The 17,119-nt window shown below is 60.8% G+C and carries 16 protein-coding genes and 1 pseudogene; 6 read left to right on the top strand and 11 right to left on the bottom strand.

Annotation, left to right across the window (positions count from 1 at the left end; genetic code table 11):
* From ACLTXB_RS16970 to ACLTXB_RS16960, 3 genes are all read left to right on the top strand, one after another.
* On the top strand, positions 1-901 hold a 901-nt coding region (locus tag ACLTXB_RS16970), incomplete at its 5' end, for a class I tRNA ligase family protein (protein WP_428227784.1).
* A gap of 178 nt (positions 902-1,079) precedes the next feature.
* Complete coding sequence (locus ACLTXB_RS16965) at positions 1,080-2,102, top strand: aldo/keto reductase (RefSeq protein ID WP_428227783.1); 1,023 nt, start codon at positions 1,080-1,082, stop codon at positions 2,100-2,102.
* Between the two features lie 112 nt (positions 2,103-2,214).
* Positions 2,215-3,078, top strand: a complete 864-nt coding sequence (locus tag ACLTXB_RS16960) for a glycerophosphodiester phosphodiesterase family protein (RefSeq protein WP_428227782.1) — start codon at positions 2,215-2,217, stop codon at positions 3,076-3,078.
* A gap of 51 nt (positions 3,079-3,129) precedes the next feature.
* On the opposite strand, the gene ACLTXB_RS16955 is transcribed toward ACLTXB_RS16960, so the two are convergent.
* From ACLTXB_RS16955 to ACLTXB_RS16945, 3 genes are all read right to left on the bottom strand, one after another.
* Positions 3,130-3,375, bottom strand: a complete 246-nt coding sequence (locus ACLTXB_RS16955) for a hypothetical protein (protein ID WP_428227781.1) — start codon at positions 3,373-3,375, stop codon at positions 3,130-3,132.
* Between the two features lie 18 nt (positions 3,376-3,393).
* Positions 3,394-4,890 (bottom strand): glycerol kinase GlpK, encoded by a 1,497-nt coding sequence (gene glpK / locus ACLTXB_RS16950; RefSeq protein WP_428227780.1) that lies wholly within the window; start codon positions 4,888-4,890, stop codon positions 3,394-3,396.
* A 62-nt stretch (positions 4,891-4,952) separates the two neighbouring features.
* Positions 4,953-6,140: an iron-containing alcohol dehydrogenase gene (locus ACLTXB_RS16945; RefSeq protein ID WP_428227779.1), complete on the bottom strand. Its 1,188-nt coding sequence runs from the start codon at positions 6,138-6,140 to the stop codon at positions 4,953-4,955.
* A gap of 380 nt (positions 6,141-6,520) precedes the next feature.
* On the opposite strand from ACLTXB_RS16945, the gene ACLTXB_RS16940 reads away from it, so the two are divergent.
* From ACLTXB_RS16940 to ACLTXB_RS16930, 3 genes are all read left to right on the top strand, one after another.
* Positions 6,521-7,555, top strand: a complete 1,035-nt coding sequence (locus ACLTXB_RS16940) for a collagen-like protein (RefSeq protein ID WP_428227778.1) — start codon at positions 6,521-6,523, stop codon at positions 7,553-7,555.
* Positions 7,556-7,645: 90 nt separating this feature from the next.
* On the top strand, positions 7,646-8,722 hold the full coding sequence (locus tag ACLTXB_RS16935; RefSeq protein ID WP_428227777.1) for a tetratricopeptide repeat-containing glycosyltransferase: 1,077 nt from the start codon (positions 7,646-7,648) through the stop codon (positions 8,720-8,722).
* A 56-nt stretch (positions 8,723-8,778) separates the two neighbouring features.
* Positions 8,779-9,348: an N-acetyltransferase family protein gene (locus ACLTXB_RS16930; RefSeq protein WP_428227776.1), complete on the top strand. Its 570-nt coding sequence runs from the start codon at positions 8,779-8,781 to the stop codon at positions 9,346-9,348.
* 39 nt (positions 9,349-9,387) lie between these two features.
* Here ACLTXB_RS16930 and ACLTXB_RS16925 read toward each other — a convergent pair whose 3' ends face one another.
* From ACLTXB_RS16925 to ACLTXB_RS16890, 8 genes and pseudogenes are all read right to left on the bottom strand, one after another.
* Positions 9,388-10,737 (bottom strand): DUF1576 domain-containing protein, encoded by a 1,350-nt coding sequence (locus ACLTXB_RS16925; RefSeq protein WP_428227775.1) that lies wholly within the window; start codon positions 10,735-10,737, stop codon positions 9,388-9,390.
* 12 nt (positions 10,738-10,749) lie between these two features.
* A complete protein-coding gene (gene ribF, locus ACLTXB_RS16920; RefSeq protein ID WP_428227774.1) occupies positions 10,750-11,661 on the bottom strand; it encodes a riboflavin biosynthesis protein RibF in 912 nt (303 codons plus the stop codon).
* A gap of 22 nt (positions 11,662-11,683) precedes the next feature.
* On the bottom strand, positions 11,684-12,556 hold the full coding sequence (gene truB / locus ACLTXB_RS16915; RefSeq protein ID WP_428227773.1) for a tRNA pseudouridine(55) synthase TruB: 873 nt from the start codon (positions 12,554-12,556) through the stop codon (positions 11,684-11,686).
* Positions 12,549-12,728: a hypothetical protein gene (locus ACLTXB_RS16910; RefSeq protein WP_008981123.1), complete on the bottom strand. Its 180-nt coding sequence runs from the start codon at positions 12,726-12,728 to the stop codon at positions 12,549-12,551. The genes truB and ACLTXB_RS16910 overlap by 8 nt, the downstream gene beginning before the upstream one ends.
* Positions 12,729-12,739: 11 nt before the next feature.
* Positions 12,740-13,702, bottom strand: coding sequence for a DHH family phosphoesterase (locus ACLTXB_RS16905; RefSeq protein WP_428227772.1), 963 nt, complete (start codon positions 13,700-13,702; stop codon positions 12,740-12,742).
* Positions 13,699-14,091: a 30S ribosome-binding factor RbfA gene (rbfA, locus tag ACLTXB_RS16900; RefSeq protein ID WP_428227771.1), complete on the bottom strand. Its 393-nt coding sequence runs from the start codon at positions 14,089-14,091 to the stop codon at positions 13,699-13,701. Before rbfA ends, ACLTXB_RS16905 begins: the two co-directional genes overlap by 4 nt.
* 300 nt (positions 14,092-14,391) lie before the next feature.
* Positions 14,392-16,803, bottom strand: a complete 2,412-nt coding sequence (gene infB / locus ACLTXB_RS16895; protein ID WP_428227770.1) for a translation initiation factor IF-2 — start codon at positions 16,801-16,803, stop codon at positions 14,392-14,394.
* A 21-nt stretch (positions 16,804-16,824) separates the two neighbouring features.
* Positions 16,825-17,119 (bottom strand): annotated as a pseudogene (locus ACLTXB_RS16890) (L7Ae/L30e/S12e/Gadd45 family ribosomal protein); the annotation flags it as partial.

Genomic DNA, 17,119 nt, shown 5'->3' with positions numbered 1-17,119 from the left:
TGCCAACAAGATCTGGAACGCCAGCCGCTTCCTGATGATGAACCTGACCATCGACAAGTGTGAGCTGCCCGAGAAGCTGGAGCTGGAGGACAAGTGGATCCTGTCCAAGCTCAACCGTGCCATCGGCGAGATCACCGAGAACATGGACAAGTACGAGCTGGGCGTGGCCGCGCAGAAGATCTACGACTTCATCTGGGACGACTACTGCGACTGGTATATCGAGCTGACCAAGACCCGCCTCCAGGGCGACGACGAGGACAGCAAGGTCCGTGCCCAGCAGGTGCTGTGCTATGTCCTCACCGACATGCTCAAGCTGCTGCACCCCTTCATGCCCTTCATCACCGAGGAGATCTGGCAGGCTCTGCCCCACGAGGGCGACTTCCTCATGCTGTCTCAGTGGCCTCAGGTCAGCGACAGCCGCAACTTCCCCGAGGAAGAGAAGGCCATGGAGCTCATTATGGACGCCATCCGCGCCGTGCGTACCCGCCGCAGCGAGATGAACGTGCCCCCCTCCAAGAAGGCCCACCTCACCGTGGCCACCAGCGAGAAGGCCGTCTTTGAGCTGGGTATCCCCTTCCTCAAGAAGCTGGCCTATGCCAGCGAAGTCTCCATTGTGGACAGCGGCGTGGCTCCCGAGGCCGCCGGCACCGTCACCGTGGTCACCCACGTGGCTCAGCTGTCCATGCCTCTGGCCGAGCTGGTGGATATGGAGAAGGAAAAGGCCCGCATGGAGAAGGAGCTGAAGAAGAACAGCGCCGAGCTGGAGAAGCTGAACACCAAGCTGAGCAACCCCGGCTTTGTCAACAAGGCTCCCGTTCATGTCGTAGAGGCTGAGAAGGAGCGCGCCGTCAAGCTCACCGAGCTGGTGGCCAAGCTCCAGGAGCAGCTCCAGTCCATGTAACTTACTTTTCTTGAAAGAAAAGTAGGCAAAAGAACTTCCTGCGAAACTTCGTTTCGCCTCTGGGGAGACGCATTTGCGTCTCCCCTCTTTTTACCTTTATTTCTCCTTCCTGCTCTTGACAGGGCCAGGCAAAGGTTTTTTAATAAAGATAAGAAAGCACCTATGAGGAGGACTTACCATGGGATTTGTTACACTGGGAAAAACCGGAATCAAAGCGCAGAAGCAGGCCTTTGGCTGCCTGCCCATTCAGCGCATTTCCAAGGAGGATGCCGTTTCTCTGCTTCATCGCGCCTATGACGGAGGAATGAACTACTTTGACACCGCCCGGGCCTACTCCGACAGCGAGGAGAAGGTGGGCGCCGCCTTTGCCGGCATGCGGGACAAGGTCTACATCGCCACCAAAACCGGTGCCACCACCGCCGAAGGCATGTGGAAAGATCTGGAGGAGAGCTTGCGCATGCTCCAGACTGACTACATCGACGTCTATCAGTTCCACAACCCCGCCTTCTGTCCCAAGCCCGGCGGAGAGGACGGCCTGTATGACGCCGCTCTGGAGGCCAAAAAGCAGGGCAAAATCCGCCACATCGCCATCACCAACCACCGCCTCTCTGTGGCCCACGAGGCCATCGACTCCGGCCTCTATGAGACCCTCCAGTTCCCTTACAGCTACCTGGCCGGACCTCAGGAGCAGGAGCTGGTGGACAAGTGCAAGGCGGCCGACATGGGCTTTATCGCCATGAAGGGCCTGGCGGGCGGCCTCATCCGGGACGGCATGGTAGCCGCTGCCTTTATGGAGCAGCAGCCCACCGTTCTGCCCATCTGGGGCGTGCAGCACCAGTGGGAGCTGGATGAGTTCCTCTCCTGCATTCAGGAGATTCCCGCCATGACAGCCGAGCGACAGGCGGTCATTGACCACGACCGCAAGGAGCTCTCCGGCGACTTCTGCCGGGGCTGCGGCTACTGTATGCCCTGCCCCATGGGGATTGAGATTAACAACTGCGCCCGCATGTCCCTCATGCTGCGCCGCGCTCCCGCCGCCGGCTGGCTCACCGAAGAGTGGCAGGAGAAGATGAAGAAGATCGAGACCTGCCTGCACTGCAACAAATGCAGCTCCAAGTGCCCCTACGGCCTGGATACTCCCCGCCTGCTCAAAGAAAACTATGAGGACTATTGGAAGGTCCTGAAGGCCAGCAAAGGCTGATTTTTCTATTCTCTTTTGGATACCGGATTGTCACTTTACACCCGTTCCGGGGAATGATAGAATAAAATGAGAGAGATCTGGGAGGACCCACCTTGGAGAGGAGGAGATTCCAATGGGTTTTTTTGCCGGCATTGCGGCCCTTTGTACCCCCATCGCGCTGGTCGTCTTTTGGATCTTTGCCACCCGGGGACGCCGCAACCATCCTAAGTGGGAGATATTGCGCCGGTTCCGCTATGCTCACAGAGGGCTGCATGATCCTGCCCAAGGCGTGCCTGAAAACTCCATGGCGGCCTTTCGCCGGGCCCGTGCCTTTCAGTGCGGCATCGAGCTGGATGTCCACCTTACCAAGGATGGCCATCTGGCCGTCATCCACGACAAGAGTCTTCTTCGCACCGCCGGTGCGGATGTTATCGTTGAGCAGTTGACGGTACCCCAGCTTAAGAATTACCGTCTGGAAGGAACCCAGGAGAAAATTCCTCTGCTGGAGGAGGTCCTGGAGGTCTTTCAGGACGGCCCTCCCCTGCTGGTGGAATTGAAAGCCGACTACTTTGACGTGAAAAAGTTGGTGGAGACTGCGGTACGCACCCTGGATCAGTATCGGGTCAACTACTGCATCGAATCTTTCCACCCCGGCGTACTGCTGTGGCTTGCCCGTCACCGCCCCGACATCTGCCGGGGCCAGTTGTCCGAAAACTTCTGGCGCTGCCGAGGCGAGCTGAAGGCCTGGCAGGCCTTTGCCATGACCAATCTGCTTTCCAACTTCCTCACCCGGCCCGATTTTATCTCCTTCCGTCAGGAGCACCGCTGGGTACCTTCCGTATGGCTTTGCCGTAAGCTCCACCGGCTGAAAATGTTTGGCTGGACGGTGCGCAGCCCCCGGGAGATGGAACAGCTGGAGCGCGAGGGATTCTCAGTGATCTTCGAGGGCTTTCAGCCTCCGCTGCACGCCCCGGTTTGGGCACAAAAAACCGCATAAGCCTGAAAAAAATGAGCCGCTGGAGAAACCTCCAGCGGCTCATTTTTATACTTATGCATTGATCTCGGCGCTGCGCGCCTCCAGCCAGGCAGTCATCTCAGCCAGGCCCTCCTCACTGAGAGGAAAGTCGGCCTCCGCCTTGATCTCGCTCAGCTCTTTGGTCAGCGGTCCCCGCCACTGCTGCACATGGATCTGCTCCTCCTGGGGAGCAGCATAAAACCGGGTATTTCCCAGGCTTCCATACCAGGTATTTCCGTTTTCCCAAAATAGCATCGTGGGAATGAATATCTCGCTCAAAATGTTGCCTCCGTGTTCTTATTCCTCCGGCTCGGCCCAGTCCAAACTGCGGCCCACCGCTTTGTGCCAGCCCCGGAGCAGCTTCTGCCGCTTGGCCTCATCCATGGCGGGCTCATACAGGCTGTCCGTCTTCATCCGGCTTTTGACCTCCTCCTGGCTGCTCCAAACCCCGGTAGCCAGGCCAGCCAGCAGGGCGGCACCCAGAGCGGTGGTCTCCCGGATCACCGGGCGACGCACCGGCTTATTGAGGATATCGGCCTGGAACTGCATCAAAAACTTGTCCCGGCTGGCTCCGCCGTCGGCGTTCAACGCACTGAGAGGAATCCCGGTGTCCTTCTCCATGGCATCCACCAGGTCCCAGCTCTGGTAGGCGATAGACTCCTGAGCCGCCCGGATGATATGATCCCGGTTGGTCCCCCGGGTCAGCCCCACCAACGCGCCCCGGGCATACATGTCCCAGTATGGCGCACCCAATCCGGTGAAGGCAGGCACCAGGTAGACTCCGCCCGTGTCGGGCACCTTGGAGGCATAATATTCCGCATCCCGGGATTCCGAGATAAACCGCAGCTCATCCCGCACCCACTGGATCACCGCACCGCCCACAAAGACCGAGCCCTCCAGGGCGTACTGCACACGACCATTAAGGCCGATGGCAATAGTGGTCAGCAGGCCGTTTTCACTTCGGCACAGCTGCTCTCCGGTGTTCATCAGCAAAAAGCAACCAGTCCCGTAGGTGTTTTTTGCTTCTCCGGGGTGGAAGCAGCCCTGGCCAAAGAGGGCGGCCTGCTGGTCTCCCGCAATGCCTGCAATGGGCACCTTCACCCCCTGCAGATTGGCAAATCCGTACACCTGGCTGGAGGAACACACCTGGGGCAGCATCTCCATAGGAATGTCCAGACGGCGGCAGATCTCCTCGTCCCAGCACAGATTTTGAATGTCAAAGAGCATGGTGCGGCTGGCGTTGGTGTAGTCGGTAACATGCGCTTTTCCTCCGGTCAGCTTCCACACCAGCCAGGAGTCCACGGTTCCGAACAGCAGCTCCCCGGCTCTGGCCCGCTCCCGAGCCCCTTCCACATGGTCCAAAATCCACTTGAGCTTGGTGGCGGAGAAGTAGGCGTCGATGAGCAGGCCGGTGTGCTCCTTGATGTAGTCCGAAAAGGCCCCTTCCGCCTTCAGCTCCTCACACAGAGATGCGGTACGGCGGCACTGCCAGACGATGGCGTTGTAGATAGGGCGGCCGGTGGCTTTGTCCCAGACGATGGTAGTCTCCCGCTGGTTGGTGATGCCAATGGCGGCCACCTCGGTCGGGGCAATACCGGTCTGAGCCAGCACCTCTGTGAGCACCGAAGACTGGCTGGACCAGATCTCCATGGGGTCCTGCTCCACCCAGCCGGGCTTGGGGTAGATCTGGGTAAATTCCCGCTGGGCCACGCCCACGATGTTCTGCTCCCGGTCAAAGAGGATACAGCGGCTGCTGGTGGTCCCTTGGTCCAGGGCGATGACATATTGCTTCATAGCGCGCCTCCTGAACGAATTGTTTTCTCCATTATGCCAGAAAAGGCGGGGGCTGTAAAGGTTTAGTGGTTGGCCATGCGATAGATGGCCAGGATATCCTCATAACCCAGCACCCGGAAGGAACCGATGGTACGGGCGCCGTAGAAGGTACACCGGCGGGCCAGCTCCTGGAGCTCCTCTTCGGTCTGGATGGGGCAGCCCAGCTCGCTGAGGCAGGTGGGCATACCCAGCGCACGGAAGTAGTCCACCGTCTGCATGATCGCCTGCTGGGCCAGGTCCTGGATGCTGCCGCCGTTGAGCTCCAGCCCCCACACCTTCACGCCCAGCTGGGCAAAACGGGAGGGGTTCTCTTTCCAGCAGTAGGCCGCCCAGCTGCCCCACATGGCGGACAGAGAGGCCCCGTGGGCGCAGTCAAACTTGGCACTGAGCTCGTGGCCCAGCTGATGGGGAGCAAAGTCCTTGGGCGCGCCCAGGCCGGTAAGATCGTTATGTGAGATGCTTCCGGTCCACATCAGCTCGCTCATGGCCTGGTAGTCGTTGGGGGTGGAGACCGCTTTCTTTCCCCAGCGCACCGCGTTGCGCAGCACACCCTCGGCGATCTCATCAGTGAGGGTATTGTCGGTGACAGAAGTAAAGTAGCGGTCCAGGGTGTGCATCATCATATCCACCACACCGCAGGCAATCTGATAGGGCGGCAGGGTGTAGGTGAGTTCCGGGTCCATCACCGCAAAGCGGGGCCGGAAGAGCTGGCTGCTCAGCCCCCGCTTCTCCATGGTATCATCCCGGGTGAGAACGGCGGAGTCACTGGTCTCACTGCCGGCCGCAGAGATGGTAAGCACCGCACCCACCGGCAGCATATGCTCCACCGGCTGCTTGCGCAGCCAGAAATCCCACAGGTCGGCCTCCGGGTTGGCCACACCCAAAGCAATGGCCTTGGAGGCATCGATGACGCTGCCGCCTCCCACCGCCAGAATGAAATCTGCATTCATTGCCTTCGCCTTTTCCACGCCCTCCCGGACCTGGAACAGCCTAGGGTTTGGGTGGATGCCGCCAAAGGTGTCCTGCTCCAGTCCCGCCTGGGTCAGAGATGCCTGCACCTTGGCAATCAGCCCGCTGCGCACCGCGCTCTGTCCGCCATATACCACCAGCACCCGGTGGCCGCCCTGCCCGGCAATCAGCTTGCCGGTCTCTGTTTCAGTACCGGGACCAAATACAATTTGCGTCGGAAGAGAAAAGGTAAATGCGTGCATGGAAATTCCTCCTGTCCGTTTTCATTTCTGTACAAACTGTACCACATCCGGTCTTTTCGGGCAAGGCACCCGGGACATTTTTCCCTCTGGAGCATAGGATGGACTGTGGCATAGCCACAGTCTTGCGGAAAGAGGAACTTGCTATGAATCATTATTATCCCTCTCAGAGGGAGTGGAGCCGACAAGGCGAGGTGGTAGCCCACCTCACCGGTGGGTGTCAGTCGTCCCACTGCCCGCCTCCCTGTCCTCCTCCCTGCCCGCCCCCTTGTCCGCCCTGCTGCCCCGGTCCCACTGGGCCGACCGGAGCAACGGGTCCGGCCGGGGCAACCGGTCCTGCAGGCTCTGCCGGACCGGCCGGTTCTCCTGGACCTACCGGTCCCATGGGTCCTACCGGACCTCAGGGTTATCTGGGTCCGGATGGCGCAGCCGGTCCTACCGGCCCTCAGGGCATCGCCGGACCGGTAGGTGCCACCGGTCCTACTGGGCCTCAGGGTGCCGCCGGAGCTACCGGCCCCACCGGTCCTCAGGGCGCTGTTGGCGCCACCGGCCCCACTGGACCTCAGGGCGCCGCTGGTGCCACTGGCCCCACCGGACCTCAGGGTGCCGCTGGTGCAACTGGCCCCACTGGTCCTCAGGGTGCCGCTGGCACAACTGGTCCCACCGGTCCTCAGGGTACTGCTGGTGTTATCGGTCCCACTGGTCCTCAGGGCATTGCTGGCCCTGCCGGTGCAACTGGCCCCACCGGTCCTACCGGGCCTGCCGGTGCGACTGGTCCTGCTGGCGCCACAGGCCCCGCCGGTGCTACCGGTCCCACTGGCCCTACCGGCCCTGCCGGCAACGAGGGCGCTACAGGAACTGCCGCAACCTTATCCGTTGGCACAGTTACCACAGGTGATCCCGGCACTGACGCTAAGGTAACCAACTCCGGCACTTCCCAGAACGCGATCCTGGACTTCACCATCCCTCAAGGTCCAACTGGCTCCACCCCACCGCTCAGTTTGCTCTCTGCTTACTCTTCACCCACTCAATCCGGAGCCTCCGGTGATCCGTTGGAATTTGACCGTAATGCACTGAGCTACGGCACCGATATTTCGCACACGGCGGGCAGTTCGGACTTCACCATCAATCAGCCCGGCGTCTACTCTGTGCAATTCCATGGTGTTCTGTCTCCTGCTGACAGTGATTCCTTCCCTGCCAATATCGTTACTTCTCTGGAATCTGACGGCAGTATCGTCCCCGGTGCCTCTGTGCCCTACAATTTCCAAAGTGCAGGGGATTCCACCCCCCAGTCCTTCTCCGTTCCTCTGGTTGTCTCTAAGGCGCCTACCACTCTCCAGGTGGTACCGACCGGAAGCGGATACCAGGCCAGCGCCATTGCCCTTGACATTACCCGTCTGGGTGATATTCCCACGTAAGCAAATTACCCTGCCCTCATCCAGGGAGCGGAGCCCATGCTCCGCTCCCTCTTTGACTTTCCGGCACACAGCTGCCACAGGAGGCACACTATGAAGATCGTTGTCTATGCTATTTGCAAAAATGAAGCCCAATTTGTATCCCGCTGGATAAAATCCATGTCTGAGGCCGACCAGATCGTGGTTCTGGACACCGGCTCTACCGACGATACCGTTCAGCGGCTCCGGACGCTGGGTGCCCAGGTGACGGTGGAGACCATCTGTCCCTGGCGCTTTGATGTGGCCCGCAACCGCTCTCTGGAGCTGGTGGACCCGGACGCGGATATCTGCGTCTGCACCGACTTGGATGAAGTATTCCATCCCGGCTGGCGAAAAGCCCTGGAGTCCGCTTGGATCCCTGGTACTACCCAGGCCACCTACCGCTACACCTGGAGCTTTCGCCCGGATGGTGGCGAAGGTGTGGTCTTCTGGTATGAAAAGATCCATGCCCGTCACGGCTACCGTTGGGTCCATCCGGTACATGAGGTCCTGGAGTGGATGGGGCCTGGTCAGCCGGGCTTGAAGGTCTCGGCAGAGGGAGTCCAGCTGGACCACCACCCCGACCCGAAAAAATCCCGGGCCCAGTACCTGCCGCTTCTGGAATTGGCAGTGGCGGAGGCACCTCAGGACGACCGCAGCGTCCACTATCTGGGCCGGGAGTACCTGTTCCACAGCCGATGGGACGACTGCATCCGCACCCTGACACAGCACCTGACCATGCCCAGCGCCACTTGGGCCGATGAGCGGGCAGCCTCTATGCGGTTTATTGCCCAGTCCTATGAGCACAAGGGACAGCCCGAGGAGGCGCTTCGCTGGTACCTGCGGGCAGCGGCGGAAGCTCCCCATCTGCGGGAACCCTTGGTGGAGCTGGCCCTGCTGCTCTACACCCAGGAGGAGTGGGATGGGGTACTCTACTTTACCCAAAAAGCGCTGGCCATTGTGGAACGTCCCCGCACCTACATCTGCGAAGCTCGGGCCTGGGGAGCTCTGCCCTACGACCTGCGCTGCCAGGCCTATTACCACACAGGCCGACCTCAGCTGGCCCTGGAGGCTGCCCGGGCGGCTCTCGCTCTGGAGCCCCAGGACGAGCGGCTCCAGGGCAACGTGAAGCTGCTGGAGTGTCTGTGCTGAACCTTTACGCCGGACCAAAAAGGTGGTATACTCTCCAGGAACAAGGAGGGATCCCTATGGCACTGCGACTGGCTACCCCAATGGATGCCCCCGCGCTGGTGGGCATCTATGGGCAGTATATTCATACCCCAATCACCTTTGAGTATGAGCTCCCCTCGCCCCGGGAGTTTCAGGACCGGATCACCCATACACTGGAAGACTACCCCTATTTGGTCTGGGAGGAGAATGGCACTCCCGTGGGTTACGCCTACGCCCACCGCTTCAAAGAGCGGGCCGCCTATCAGTGGGGTGCCGAGCTATCCGTCTATGTGGCCCAGGGCCACACCTCCCAAAAAGTAGGCCGGCGGCTGTATGGCGCTCTGATGGAGCTGTTGGCGATTCAGGGAGTGCGCACGGTGTACGGCATCGTCACCGTTCCCAACGAGAAGAGTGAGGGGCTCCACCGCAGTATGGGCTTTCAGGACGCAGGCATCTGCCGCAATACCGGCTATGTGGACGGAGCCTGGCGGGATGTGCAGGCCTTTGAGAAGGCCATCGGCCCCTACGACCTGGAGCCTGTCCCCATCACCCCCTTCCCGCAGCTCTCCACGGAACTGGTCCAAAGGGCTCTGGCAAAATGGCAATAAAAAATCTGGAGCATTCCGCTGGGAAATGCTCCAGATTTTTTATGCTTCTTTTTCCTCTGTGATTTGATGTGCAGGCGGAGGCGTTACCGGCTCGTCATGCTCCATGGGATCAAAGTAATCCTGATCCACCAGAGTGGGTTTGCGGTGCTGGAACACGGCAATGATTACCGGGTAGAGCACCGTGGCCACCAGGCCGCCGGAAAAACCGTTGTTATATAGATTCATTCCCGCCACAGGGCTGCCGGTGTACAGCACCACAGAAGAGTGGATAAACCCAGCCAAAACACCATAGGGCCAGCCAAAGTAGCCCGAAATGGGTGCCAGGGTGGTGCAGAACAGGCAGGCCAGCTGCACGGATGGGTTGCTGAGTTCCCAGTGCATCACCAGGCTGCCCAGGAACACGCCCGCCATGACGGGTACAATGTTGAACACGTGCTTGCCAAAGGCGGAAAAGCCCATGATGGTGAGGATCCCGCCTACGGTGGGACCGTTCAGCTCGCCGCCGCCGCCCAGTACGAAAGCCATGCCGATCAGGCCGTTGACTCCCATATTCACCAGCACAGGCCCCGCTCCAAACATACGCAGATAGTCGCTGGGAGCGCGGCCGCTGGTGGTCAGCAGACGGCGGTATCCCGCCCAGACGGCCCAAACCGGCTTTCCTGATGCAAAGAGCCCGCCCAGGATCAGAACAACACTCAGCACGCCCAGCGCCGCGCCAAAGGGAAGGTCATACCCTTTTGCCCAGTGGTACTGGGTGGTGGGGGTGGCTCCCATAGAGCTGATAAGGGGCACCAGCAGGAAGGCTACCAGACCGCAGGCAAAGCCCACGTTATACAGGTTCATGCCGTTTTGGATCTTATATGTATAGGCAGACAGAGGCGGCATGATAAAGCCGATGATCACGCCGGTGATCAGTCCTGCCACCGGGTTGCCCCAGCCGTTGTCCAGGGAGATGTAACTCACCGCCGGAGCCAGGGCGGTGGCCAGCAGTCCTACGGAAATATACTTGCCAAAGTGCTCCCGCCGGCTCTTTGCATATAGCCAGGTACCCAGCAGAATTGGCCAGATATTCACACAGTTTTTCCCGAACAGGGAAAAGCCTGACATCAGCCCAATCACCACCAGAGAGAAGCCGTTAAACGGCTCCCGGGACAGCTTCAAAAGTACGATGGAAATTGCGGTGACCAGGGCGGAATTCATCAGCGCGGCACCCGGACCGGCAATCAGCACATAGTCGGTAATCAGGGAGTCCTCGGTCAATACGATGGTGCGCAATCCGGTTAAAATCTCCTGCGGTGAGGAAAACAGGAAGGCCGCCAGGGCCAGCACAGCAGCATACAGCCAGAAAAACAGATGCATCCGGTTGTAGCGCATAGTTTCTCCTTGCATGGCAGCCCCTCCTTACATCTGGGGATGGGCGGCAAAGAGGTCCCGGGTCTGCTGGGCGTTGCGTCCAATCTCCTCGGCCAGGGCCTGGAGAGAGGGGAATTTTTTCTCTCCCCGCAGATAGCTGTAAAACTCCATCCGCAGCTCCTTGCCGTACAGGTCGCCGGAAAAGTCCAGGATAAACCCTTCCACCGTCACCCGCCCGTCGTTATCGGACACCGTGGGACGCACCCCCACGTTGGTCACCGCCATGTGGCTCTCTCCATCCACCACCACCCGGGTGGCATATACGCCAAAGGCGGGAACGATCACCGGAGCAGGGATACACAGGTTCACCGTGGGGAAGCCCAGGGACGAGCTGCCGATCTTCTTGCCGTGAGTCACCCGGTTGGTAAGCACATGGGGATGGCCCAAAAAGTCCACGGCCCGCTCCATCTCCCCCTGGGCGACGAGGGTACGGATATAGGTGGAGGAGATGGTGATGCCCTCCTGCTCCACCTTGCCGATAATGTCGCAGCCCACGCCCAGCTTCTCGCAGGTCTCCTTGAGCCGCTGGGGGTTTCCCTTGCCCATATAGCCGAAATGGAAGTCGTGACCGGCCACCACATGGACCACATTCAGCTGTTTGATGAGATATTCTGTAATAAAATCCTGCCAGTCCATGCGCATCATGCCGTCAAAGCTGGACACGATGACCTCCTGGATGCCGTAGCAGCTGCGCATCAGCCACACACGGTCCTCCACCGAGCTGAGCAGGGGCACCACCTGCCCGGTGATGGCGGCGGTGGGACTGCGGTCAAAGGTGAAGGCGCAGGCCGCCGCGTCCAGCTCTTTGGCCCGGCGCGTCACGGTGGACAGCAGGGCTCCGTGGCCCTTGTGCACCCCGTCAAAAAACCCCAGGGCGATCACCCGTTTGGTATTGCTCAAAAGTATCCTCTCCTTATTTCCCTCAAACCTGGAAAAAGCTCTTGATGGTAATGAGCTTTCCGTGAGAGACCCGACTCAAAGCCAGAAACTCTCCTGCCTCACTGTATACCCGATACTCCCCGGCAGGGGGCGCATCAGGCAGCACCAGTGTCATGCCGTTGCGCACCTTCTTCTCTGCCGCAGGTTTCAGGATCAGCACAGGGCGGCCGGCAAAGTAGGCATCCACCCCCAGCAGCAGGCTCGCGGGATCCTCAGCCTGGAGTACCTGCTCCAGAGGCAGAGCGTCCTCCAAGGTAAAACCGGCCGCCATGGTCCGCCGCAGGGAGTACATGGTTCCTCCGCAACCCAGGGCCTGGCCAATGTCGTGGCACAGGGTGCGCACATAGGTGCCCTTGGAGCAGCGCACCCGGATGAGAAAATCGGTGGCGCTCTCCTGGCCCTCCACCTCCAGGGAGTGGATGGTGATGGCCCGGGGCTTGCGCTCCACCTCCCGGCCCTTACGGGCCAGCTCGTAGAGCTTCTTCCCGTTTACCTTGATGGCGGAGTACATGGGGGGCAGCTGCTGAATCTCTCCCCGGAAGGGGGCCAGCGCCGCCTCCAATTCTTCCCCAGTCACTGAGACAGGGTGCTCCTCCAGTACCCGGCCGGAGGTGTCCTGGGTATCGGTGACGGTGCCCAGCCGCAGGCCGGCCAGGTACTCCTTGTCCCCCTCGCTGGCAAACTCCACCGCCCGGGTGGCCCGGCCCACAAACACCGGCAGTACGCCGGTGGCCATGGGGTCCAGGGTCCCGGCGTGGCCGATCCGCTTTTCGTGGAACAGGCCCCGCAGCTTGGCGCATACGTCCATGCTGGTCCAATCTTGGGGCTTATCAATCACAATAATTCCGTTAGGCATAGCAGGCCCCCCTTTCCTCGCGGCGCAGCCCAGCAAAGCGGGTGCGACGCGAAAAGGAGGAGCCGCACGCCTGGATAAGCCCCTTTGCCTTGGCGAAGGGGCGTTCCAACAGGGCGTGCTCCGACGCCGTCCAATCCTGGGGTTTATCAATCACAATGATTCCGTTTGGCATGGGTCCTCCCTTTACTTGCCCTGATTCTGTACCTGGCGGATGGCCTCCACCAGCACCTTCCGGGTATAGGCGGGGTCACCCTCTACGGTGGCTCCGGCCGCAGCGGCATGTCCGCCGCCGCCCAGAATGGCACACACCGCACTGGCATTGAGTTCACCGGGCTCGGTGCGCAGAGAGATCTTGCACACACCGGGGCGCAGCTCCCGGATGGTGACCCCGGTGTGGACCCCCTCTACCCCGCCCACAAAGGCGGAAATGTCGTCCAGGTCCTCCTCCTTGGCCTGCACCTGGGCAATCATGTCCAGAGTCAGGGTGACAATGGCCAGTTTTCCCTCGTCCAACACTTCCATACCGGAAGTGAGCATTCCCTCCAGCTTCAGGCGCTTGAGGGAGCGGGTACGGAAATGGCGGCGGTTAATGGGATAAAAGTCGATTCCCGTCTCCAGCAGGGCGGCAGCCACCGCGTGGGTCGCCGGAGAGGTATTGGAGTAGACAAAGCAGCCGGTGTCGGTAGACACCGCCACGTAGAGGGGCAGAGCCACCGCCTGGCTCACGCTTCCCCACTGGCGGATCACATCGTACATCAGCTCACCGCAGGCAGCCCGGCCTGCGTCCAGGCAGGTCTCCTTGGCAAAAAACTCCTGGGACGGGTGGTGGTCAAAAGCCAGGTCTACCTTGTCCAGATAGCACTGGGCGTTCTCCGGGAACAGCCCCCGGGCAGCCATGTCTACGCTGACCACCTTCTTGGGCTGGTATCCTTCAGGAGCCAGCATCCCTTCCAGATAGGGGGCAAAGATGGCGGTGAGCTCCGGGTTGGGCAGGACATAAGCCTCCTTTCCCTGCTCCCGCAGGGCGGTACAAAGGGCGGCGGCACAGCCCACCGTGTCCCCGTCGGGGCGCACATGGGTGAGAATCAGGTAGTCGTCTCCCTCCAGCAGCCGCTGGGCGGCCTGCTCATAGGTCAGCGTGCTCATTCCTCGTCCTCCTGGTCCTCGCCGTAGTGGTTGTCGGGGTTCACCGGCTTGACCACGTTGGGGTCCCGCAGCATGCTGAGGATGTGGGCGCCTTTGTCGATGGAATCGTCAGGGACGAAGGACAGCTGGGGGGTGTTGCGCAGGTTCAGGGTGCGACCCAGCTCCCGGCGCAGATAGCCGCTCGCCGACTTCAAGCCCTTGAGCACCTGGGCCTCATTGGACTTATCCAGCACACTGATGTGGACCTTGGCATATTTCAGATCCGGGGTGGTCTCCACCGCCGTCACAGAGATCATTCCGGTCACCCGGGGATCTTTTACCGTGGGGATCAGGGAAGACAGCTCCCGCTGGATCTCCTCGTTGATACGGCCGATACGATTGGAAGCCATAAAAACTCCTCCTTATAGTCAAAACAGGGCGGGCGAAAACGCCCGCCCTGTCGTTGGGTCAAATTATCTTTTAAACTTCAATCTGCTCCATCACGAAGGCCTCAATGATGTCGCCTTCCTTGATATCCTGGAACTTCTCGAAGGTGATACCGCACTTCCCCACGGGATGTTCCATCCCGCGTGGACCCCTTGATTTCAAATGCTCGGGCGAAGTGAATTCGCCCTGCGCAAATCTCAGCCTGCGGCTTCGATTTTACGTGCCAAAAGGCGCACCCCGCTGCGCGGGGTACTCGCGCGGTATTATACCTCGATCTGCTCCATCACAAAGGCCTCGATGATATCGCCTTCCTTGATATCCTGGAACTTCTCGAAGGTGATACCGCACTCGTAGCCGGCGGCAACCTCCTTCACGCTGTCCTTGAAGCGCTGCAGGGAGGCGATGGAGCCGTCATAGATCACGATGTTGTCACGCAGCAGACGCATCTGGGCGTTACGCTGCATCTTGCCGTCCAGCACGTAGCAGCCGGCCACCATGCCCACGCCGGTGATGCGGAACACGTTGCGCACCTCGGCCTGGCCCAGCTCCACTTCCTTGAACTTGGGAGCCAGCATGCCCTTCATGGCGGTCTCAATCTCATTGATGCAGTCGTAGATGACGCGGTACATGCGCATATCCACGTTGTTGCGGGCGGCGGACTCCTTGGCGTTGTTGTCGGGGCGAACGTTGAAGCCCACGATGATGGCGTTGGAGGTGGTGGCCAGCATGACGTCGCTCTCGCTGATGGCGCCCACGGCGCAGTGGATGACCCGCACCCGGACCTCCTCGTTGGAGATCTTCTCCAGGGAGGACTTCACCGCCTCGGCGGAGCCCTGCACGTCGGCCTTGACGATGATGTTCAGGGTCTTCATCTCACCGGCCTGGATCTGGCTGAACAGATCCTCCAGAGTGACCTTGCCCACGTTGCTGTTCATGCTGTTCTTCTGCTCTGCCTTGCGCTGCTCGGCCAGCTCCCGGGCCATGCGCTCGTCGGCCACAGCGTGGAAGTCATCGCCGGCCTCAGGCACTTCGCCCATACCGATGATCTCCACGGGGACGGAGGGGCCGGCCTCGGTGACCTTCTGGCCCTTGTCGTTGGTCATGGCGCGGACACGGCCCACGGCGGTGCCGGCAATGATCACGTCGCCCTGATGCAGGGTACCGTTCTGCACCAGCAGGGTGGCCACAGGGCCGCGGCCCTTGTCCAGCCGGGCCTCGATGACGGCACCGTGGGCAGAGCGGTTGGGGTTGGCCTTCAACTCCCGCATCTCAGCGGTGAGGACCACCATGTCCAGCAGGTTGTCAATGCCCTCGCCGGTCTTGGCGGAGATGGGGCAGATAATGGTGTCGCCGCCCCACTCCTCGGGCACCAGGGAGTACTCGGTGAGCTGCTGCTTGATGCGCTCGGGGTTGGCGGTGGGTTTATCCATCTTGTTGATGGCCACGATCACGGGGATCTCGGCGGCCTTGGCGTGGTTGATGGACTCCACGGTCTGGGGCATGATGCCGTCGTCAGCGGCCACCACCAGGATGGCTACGTCGGTGACCATGGCGCCGCGGGCACGCATGGCGGTAAAGGCCTCGTGGCCGGGGGTGTCCAGGAAGGTGACGGGGCTGCCATTCACATCCACCTGATAGGCGCCGATGTGCTGGGTAATGCCGCCGGCCTCGCCGGAAACCACGTTGGCGTGGCGGATATAGTCCAGCAGAGAGGTCTTGCCGTGGTCGACGTGGCCCATGACCACCACAACGGGGGCGCGGGGGATCAGATCCTCTTCCTTGTCCTCGGTGGTGTCGATGAGCTTCTCCTCGATGGTGACAACGACTTCCTTCTCCACCTTGCAGCCCAGCTCCATAGCAACCAAGGCGGCGGTGTCGTAGTCGATGATCTCGCTGAGGGAGGCCATGACGCCCATCTTCATCAGGGTCTTGACCACCTCGGCGCCGGTCTTCTTCATGCGGCTGGCCAGCTCGCCCACGCCGATCTCGTCAGGGATCATCACCTTCAGCGGAGCCTTCTTGGCAATCTCCAGCTGCAGACGGCGCAGACGATCCTGCTCCTCCTGCTTACGCTTGTTGCCGGGACCCTGCTGACGGCCGCGCTGACGCTGTGCGTTGCGGTTCTGGAACTTCTCCTTGCCGCCCCGGTCCTGCTGACGCTGGTCGGTGAAGGACTCCAGACGCTCGTCATACTTATCCAGATTCACCGCGCCGCCGCCGCGGGTATCCACCACCTTCTTGGTAGGCACACGGCTGGAGGGCTGAGACACGGTCTGCTGGCTCTGCTGCGCCTGGGGCTTATGGGCCGCCTGCTGCTGGCCCTGCTGGGGCCGGGCCTGGGCATTGCCGCCCTTGTTCTGCTGCTGGGCGGGCTTGGGCTGTCCGGCGGGCTTGCCCTGCTGGGCAGGTTTGCTCTGGGCAGTCTTGGGAGCCTCCGCCTTGGCGGCAGGCTCGTGGTATACATCCTCATAGATGGACTGGATGGAGTCCACCTGGTTGTGCTGGGTGAGATATTCAAACACCAGGGACAGCTCCTGCTCAGTCAGGGGCTGCATGTGGTTCTTGGGCGGATGCCCATACTGAGTCAGGATGTCCATGACCTCCTTGGACTGGAGCTCCTTGGACCCCTTCTTAAAATCCTTGGCCACCTTGTGGATGGGATATTTGATCATCATATTCGGGAGCCACCTCGTTTCTTAGGGTTTGTGCCGGAATGTTCCGGACAGCTTGCGGCCGCCTGGGCCGGGTCGATGCTTCTGGCCCGGGCGCGGGCTTCCGGACCGGGGAGAACGTGTTTCCGGCGCGCCGGAGGACTCCCCTTTGCCTTTGCGCTGCCCGCTGGGGGCGGCGCTTTTCTTCTGGGCGGAGTTTGGTACCGCCCAGGGCTTTTTCTTTCCGTTTTGCAGGTTTTTCTCGTGCTGGCGCTTCTCCTTCTGCCGCTGAAGCACCCGGTCAACCTTCTGCAGCAGCTGCTGCGCGGCAGGGCCGTAG

It is taken from the genome of Flintibacter sp., assembly GCF_046973065.1.
This window is presented reverse-complemented; position numbering and strand designations above follow the sequence as displayed.

Bases quoted from the DNA above. Each gene is read 5' to 3' on its own strand.
- ACLTXB_RS16935 (WP_428227777.1), top strand. From the start codon at position 7,646: ATGAAGATCGTTGTCTATGCTATTTGCAAAAATGAAGCCCAATTTGTA.
- truB (WP_428227773.1), bottom strand. From the start codon at position 12,556: ATGCCTAACGGAATTATTGTGATTGATAAGCCCCAAGATTGGACCAGC.
- ACLTXB_RS16925 (WP_428227775.1), bottom strand. From the start codon at position 10,737: ATGCAAGGAGAAACTATGCGCTACAACCGGATGCATCTGTTTTTCTGG.
- ACLTXB_RS16965 (WP_428227783.1), top strand. From the start codon at position 1,080: ATGGGATTTGTTACACTGGGAAAAACCGGAATCAAAGCGCAGAAGCAG.
- ACLTXB_RS16940 (WP_428227778.1), top strand. From the start codon at position 6,521: ATGGGTCCTACCGGACCTCAGGGTTATCTGGGTCCGGATGGCGCAGCC.
- ACLTXB_RS16905 (WP_428227772.1), bottom strand. From the start codon at position 13,702: ATGAGCACGCTGACCTATGAGCAGGCCGCCCAGCGGCTGCTGGAGGGA.
- ACLTXB_RS16945 (WP_428227779.1), bottom strand. From the start codon at position 6,140: ATGCACGCATTTACCTTTTCTCTTCCGACGCAAATTGTATTTGGTCCC.
- ACLTXB_RS16930 (WP_428227776.1), top strand. From the start codon at position 8,779: ATGGCACTGCGACTGGCTACCCCAATGGATGCCCCCGCGCTGGTGGGC.
- ACLTXB_RS16960 (WP_428227782.1), top strand. From the start codon at position 2,215: ATGGGTTTTTTTGCCGGCATTGCGGCCCTTTGTACCCCCATCGCGCTG.
- rbfA (WP_428227771.1), bottom strand. From the start codon at position 14,091: ATGGCTTCCAATCGTATCGGCCGTATCAACGAGGAGATCCAGCGGGAG.
- infB (WP_428227770.1), bottom strand. From the start codon at position 16,803: ATGATGATCAAATATCCCATCCACAAGGTGGCCAAGGATTTTAAGAAG.
- ACLTXB_RS16910 (WP_008981123.1), bottom strand. From the start codon at position 12,728: ATGCCAAACGGAATCATTGTGATTGATAAACCCCAGGATTGGACGGCG.
- glpK (WP_428227780.1), bottom strand. From the start codon at position 4,890: ATGAAGCAATATGTCATCGCCCTGGACCAAGGGACCACCAGCAGCCGC.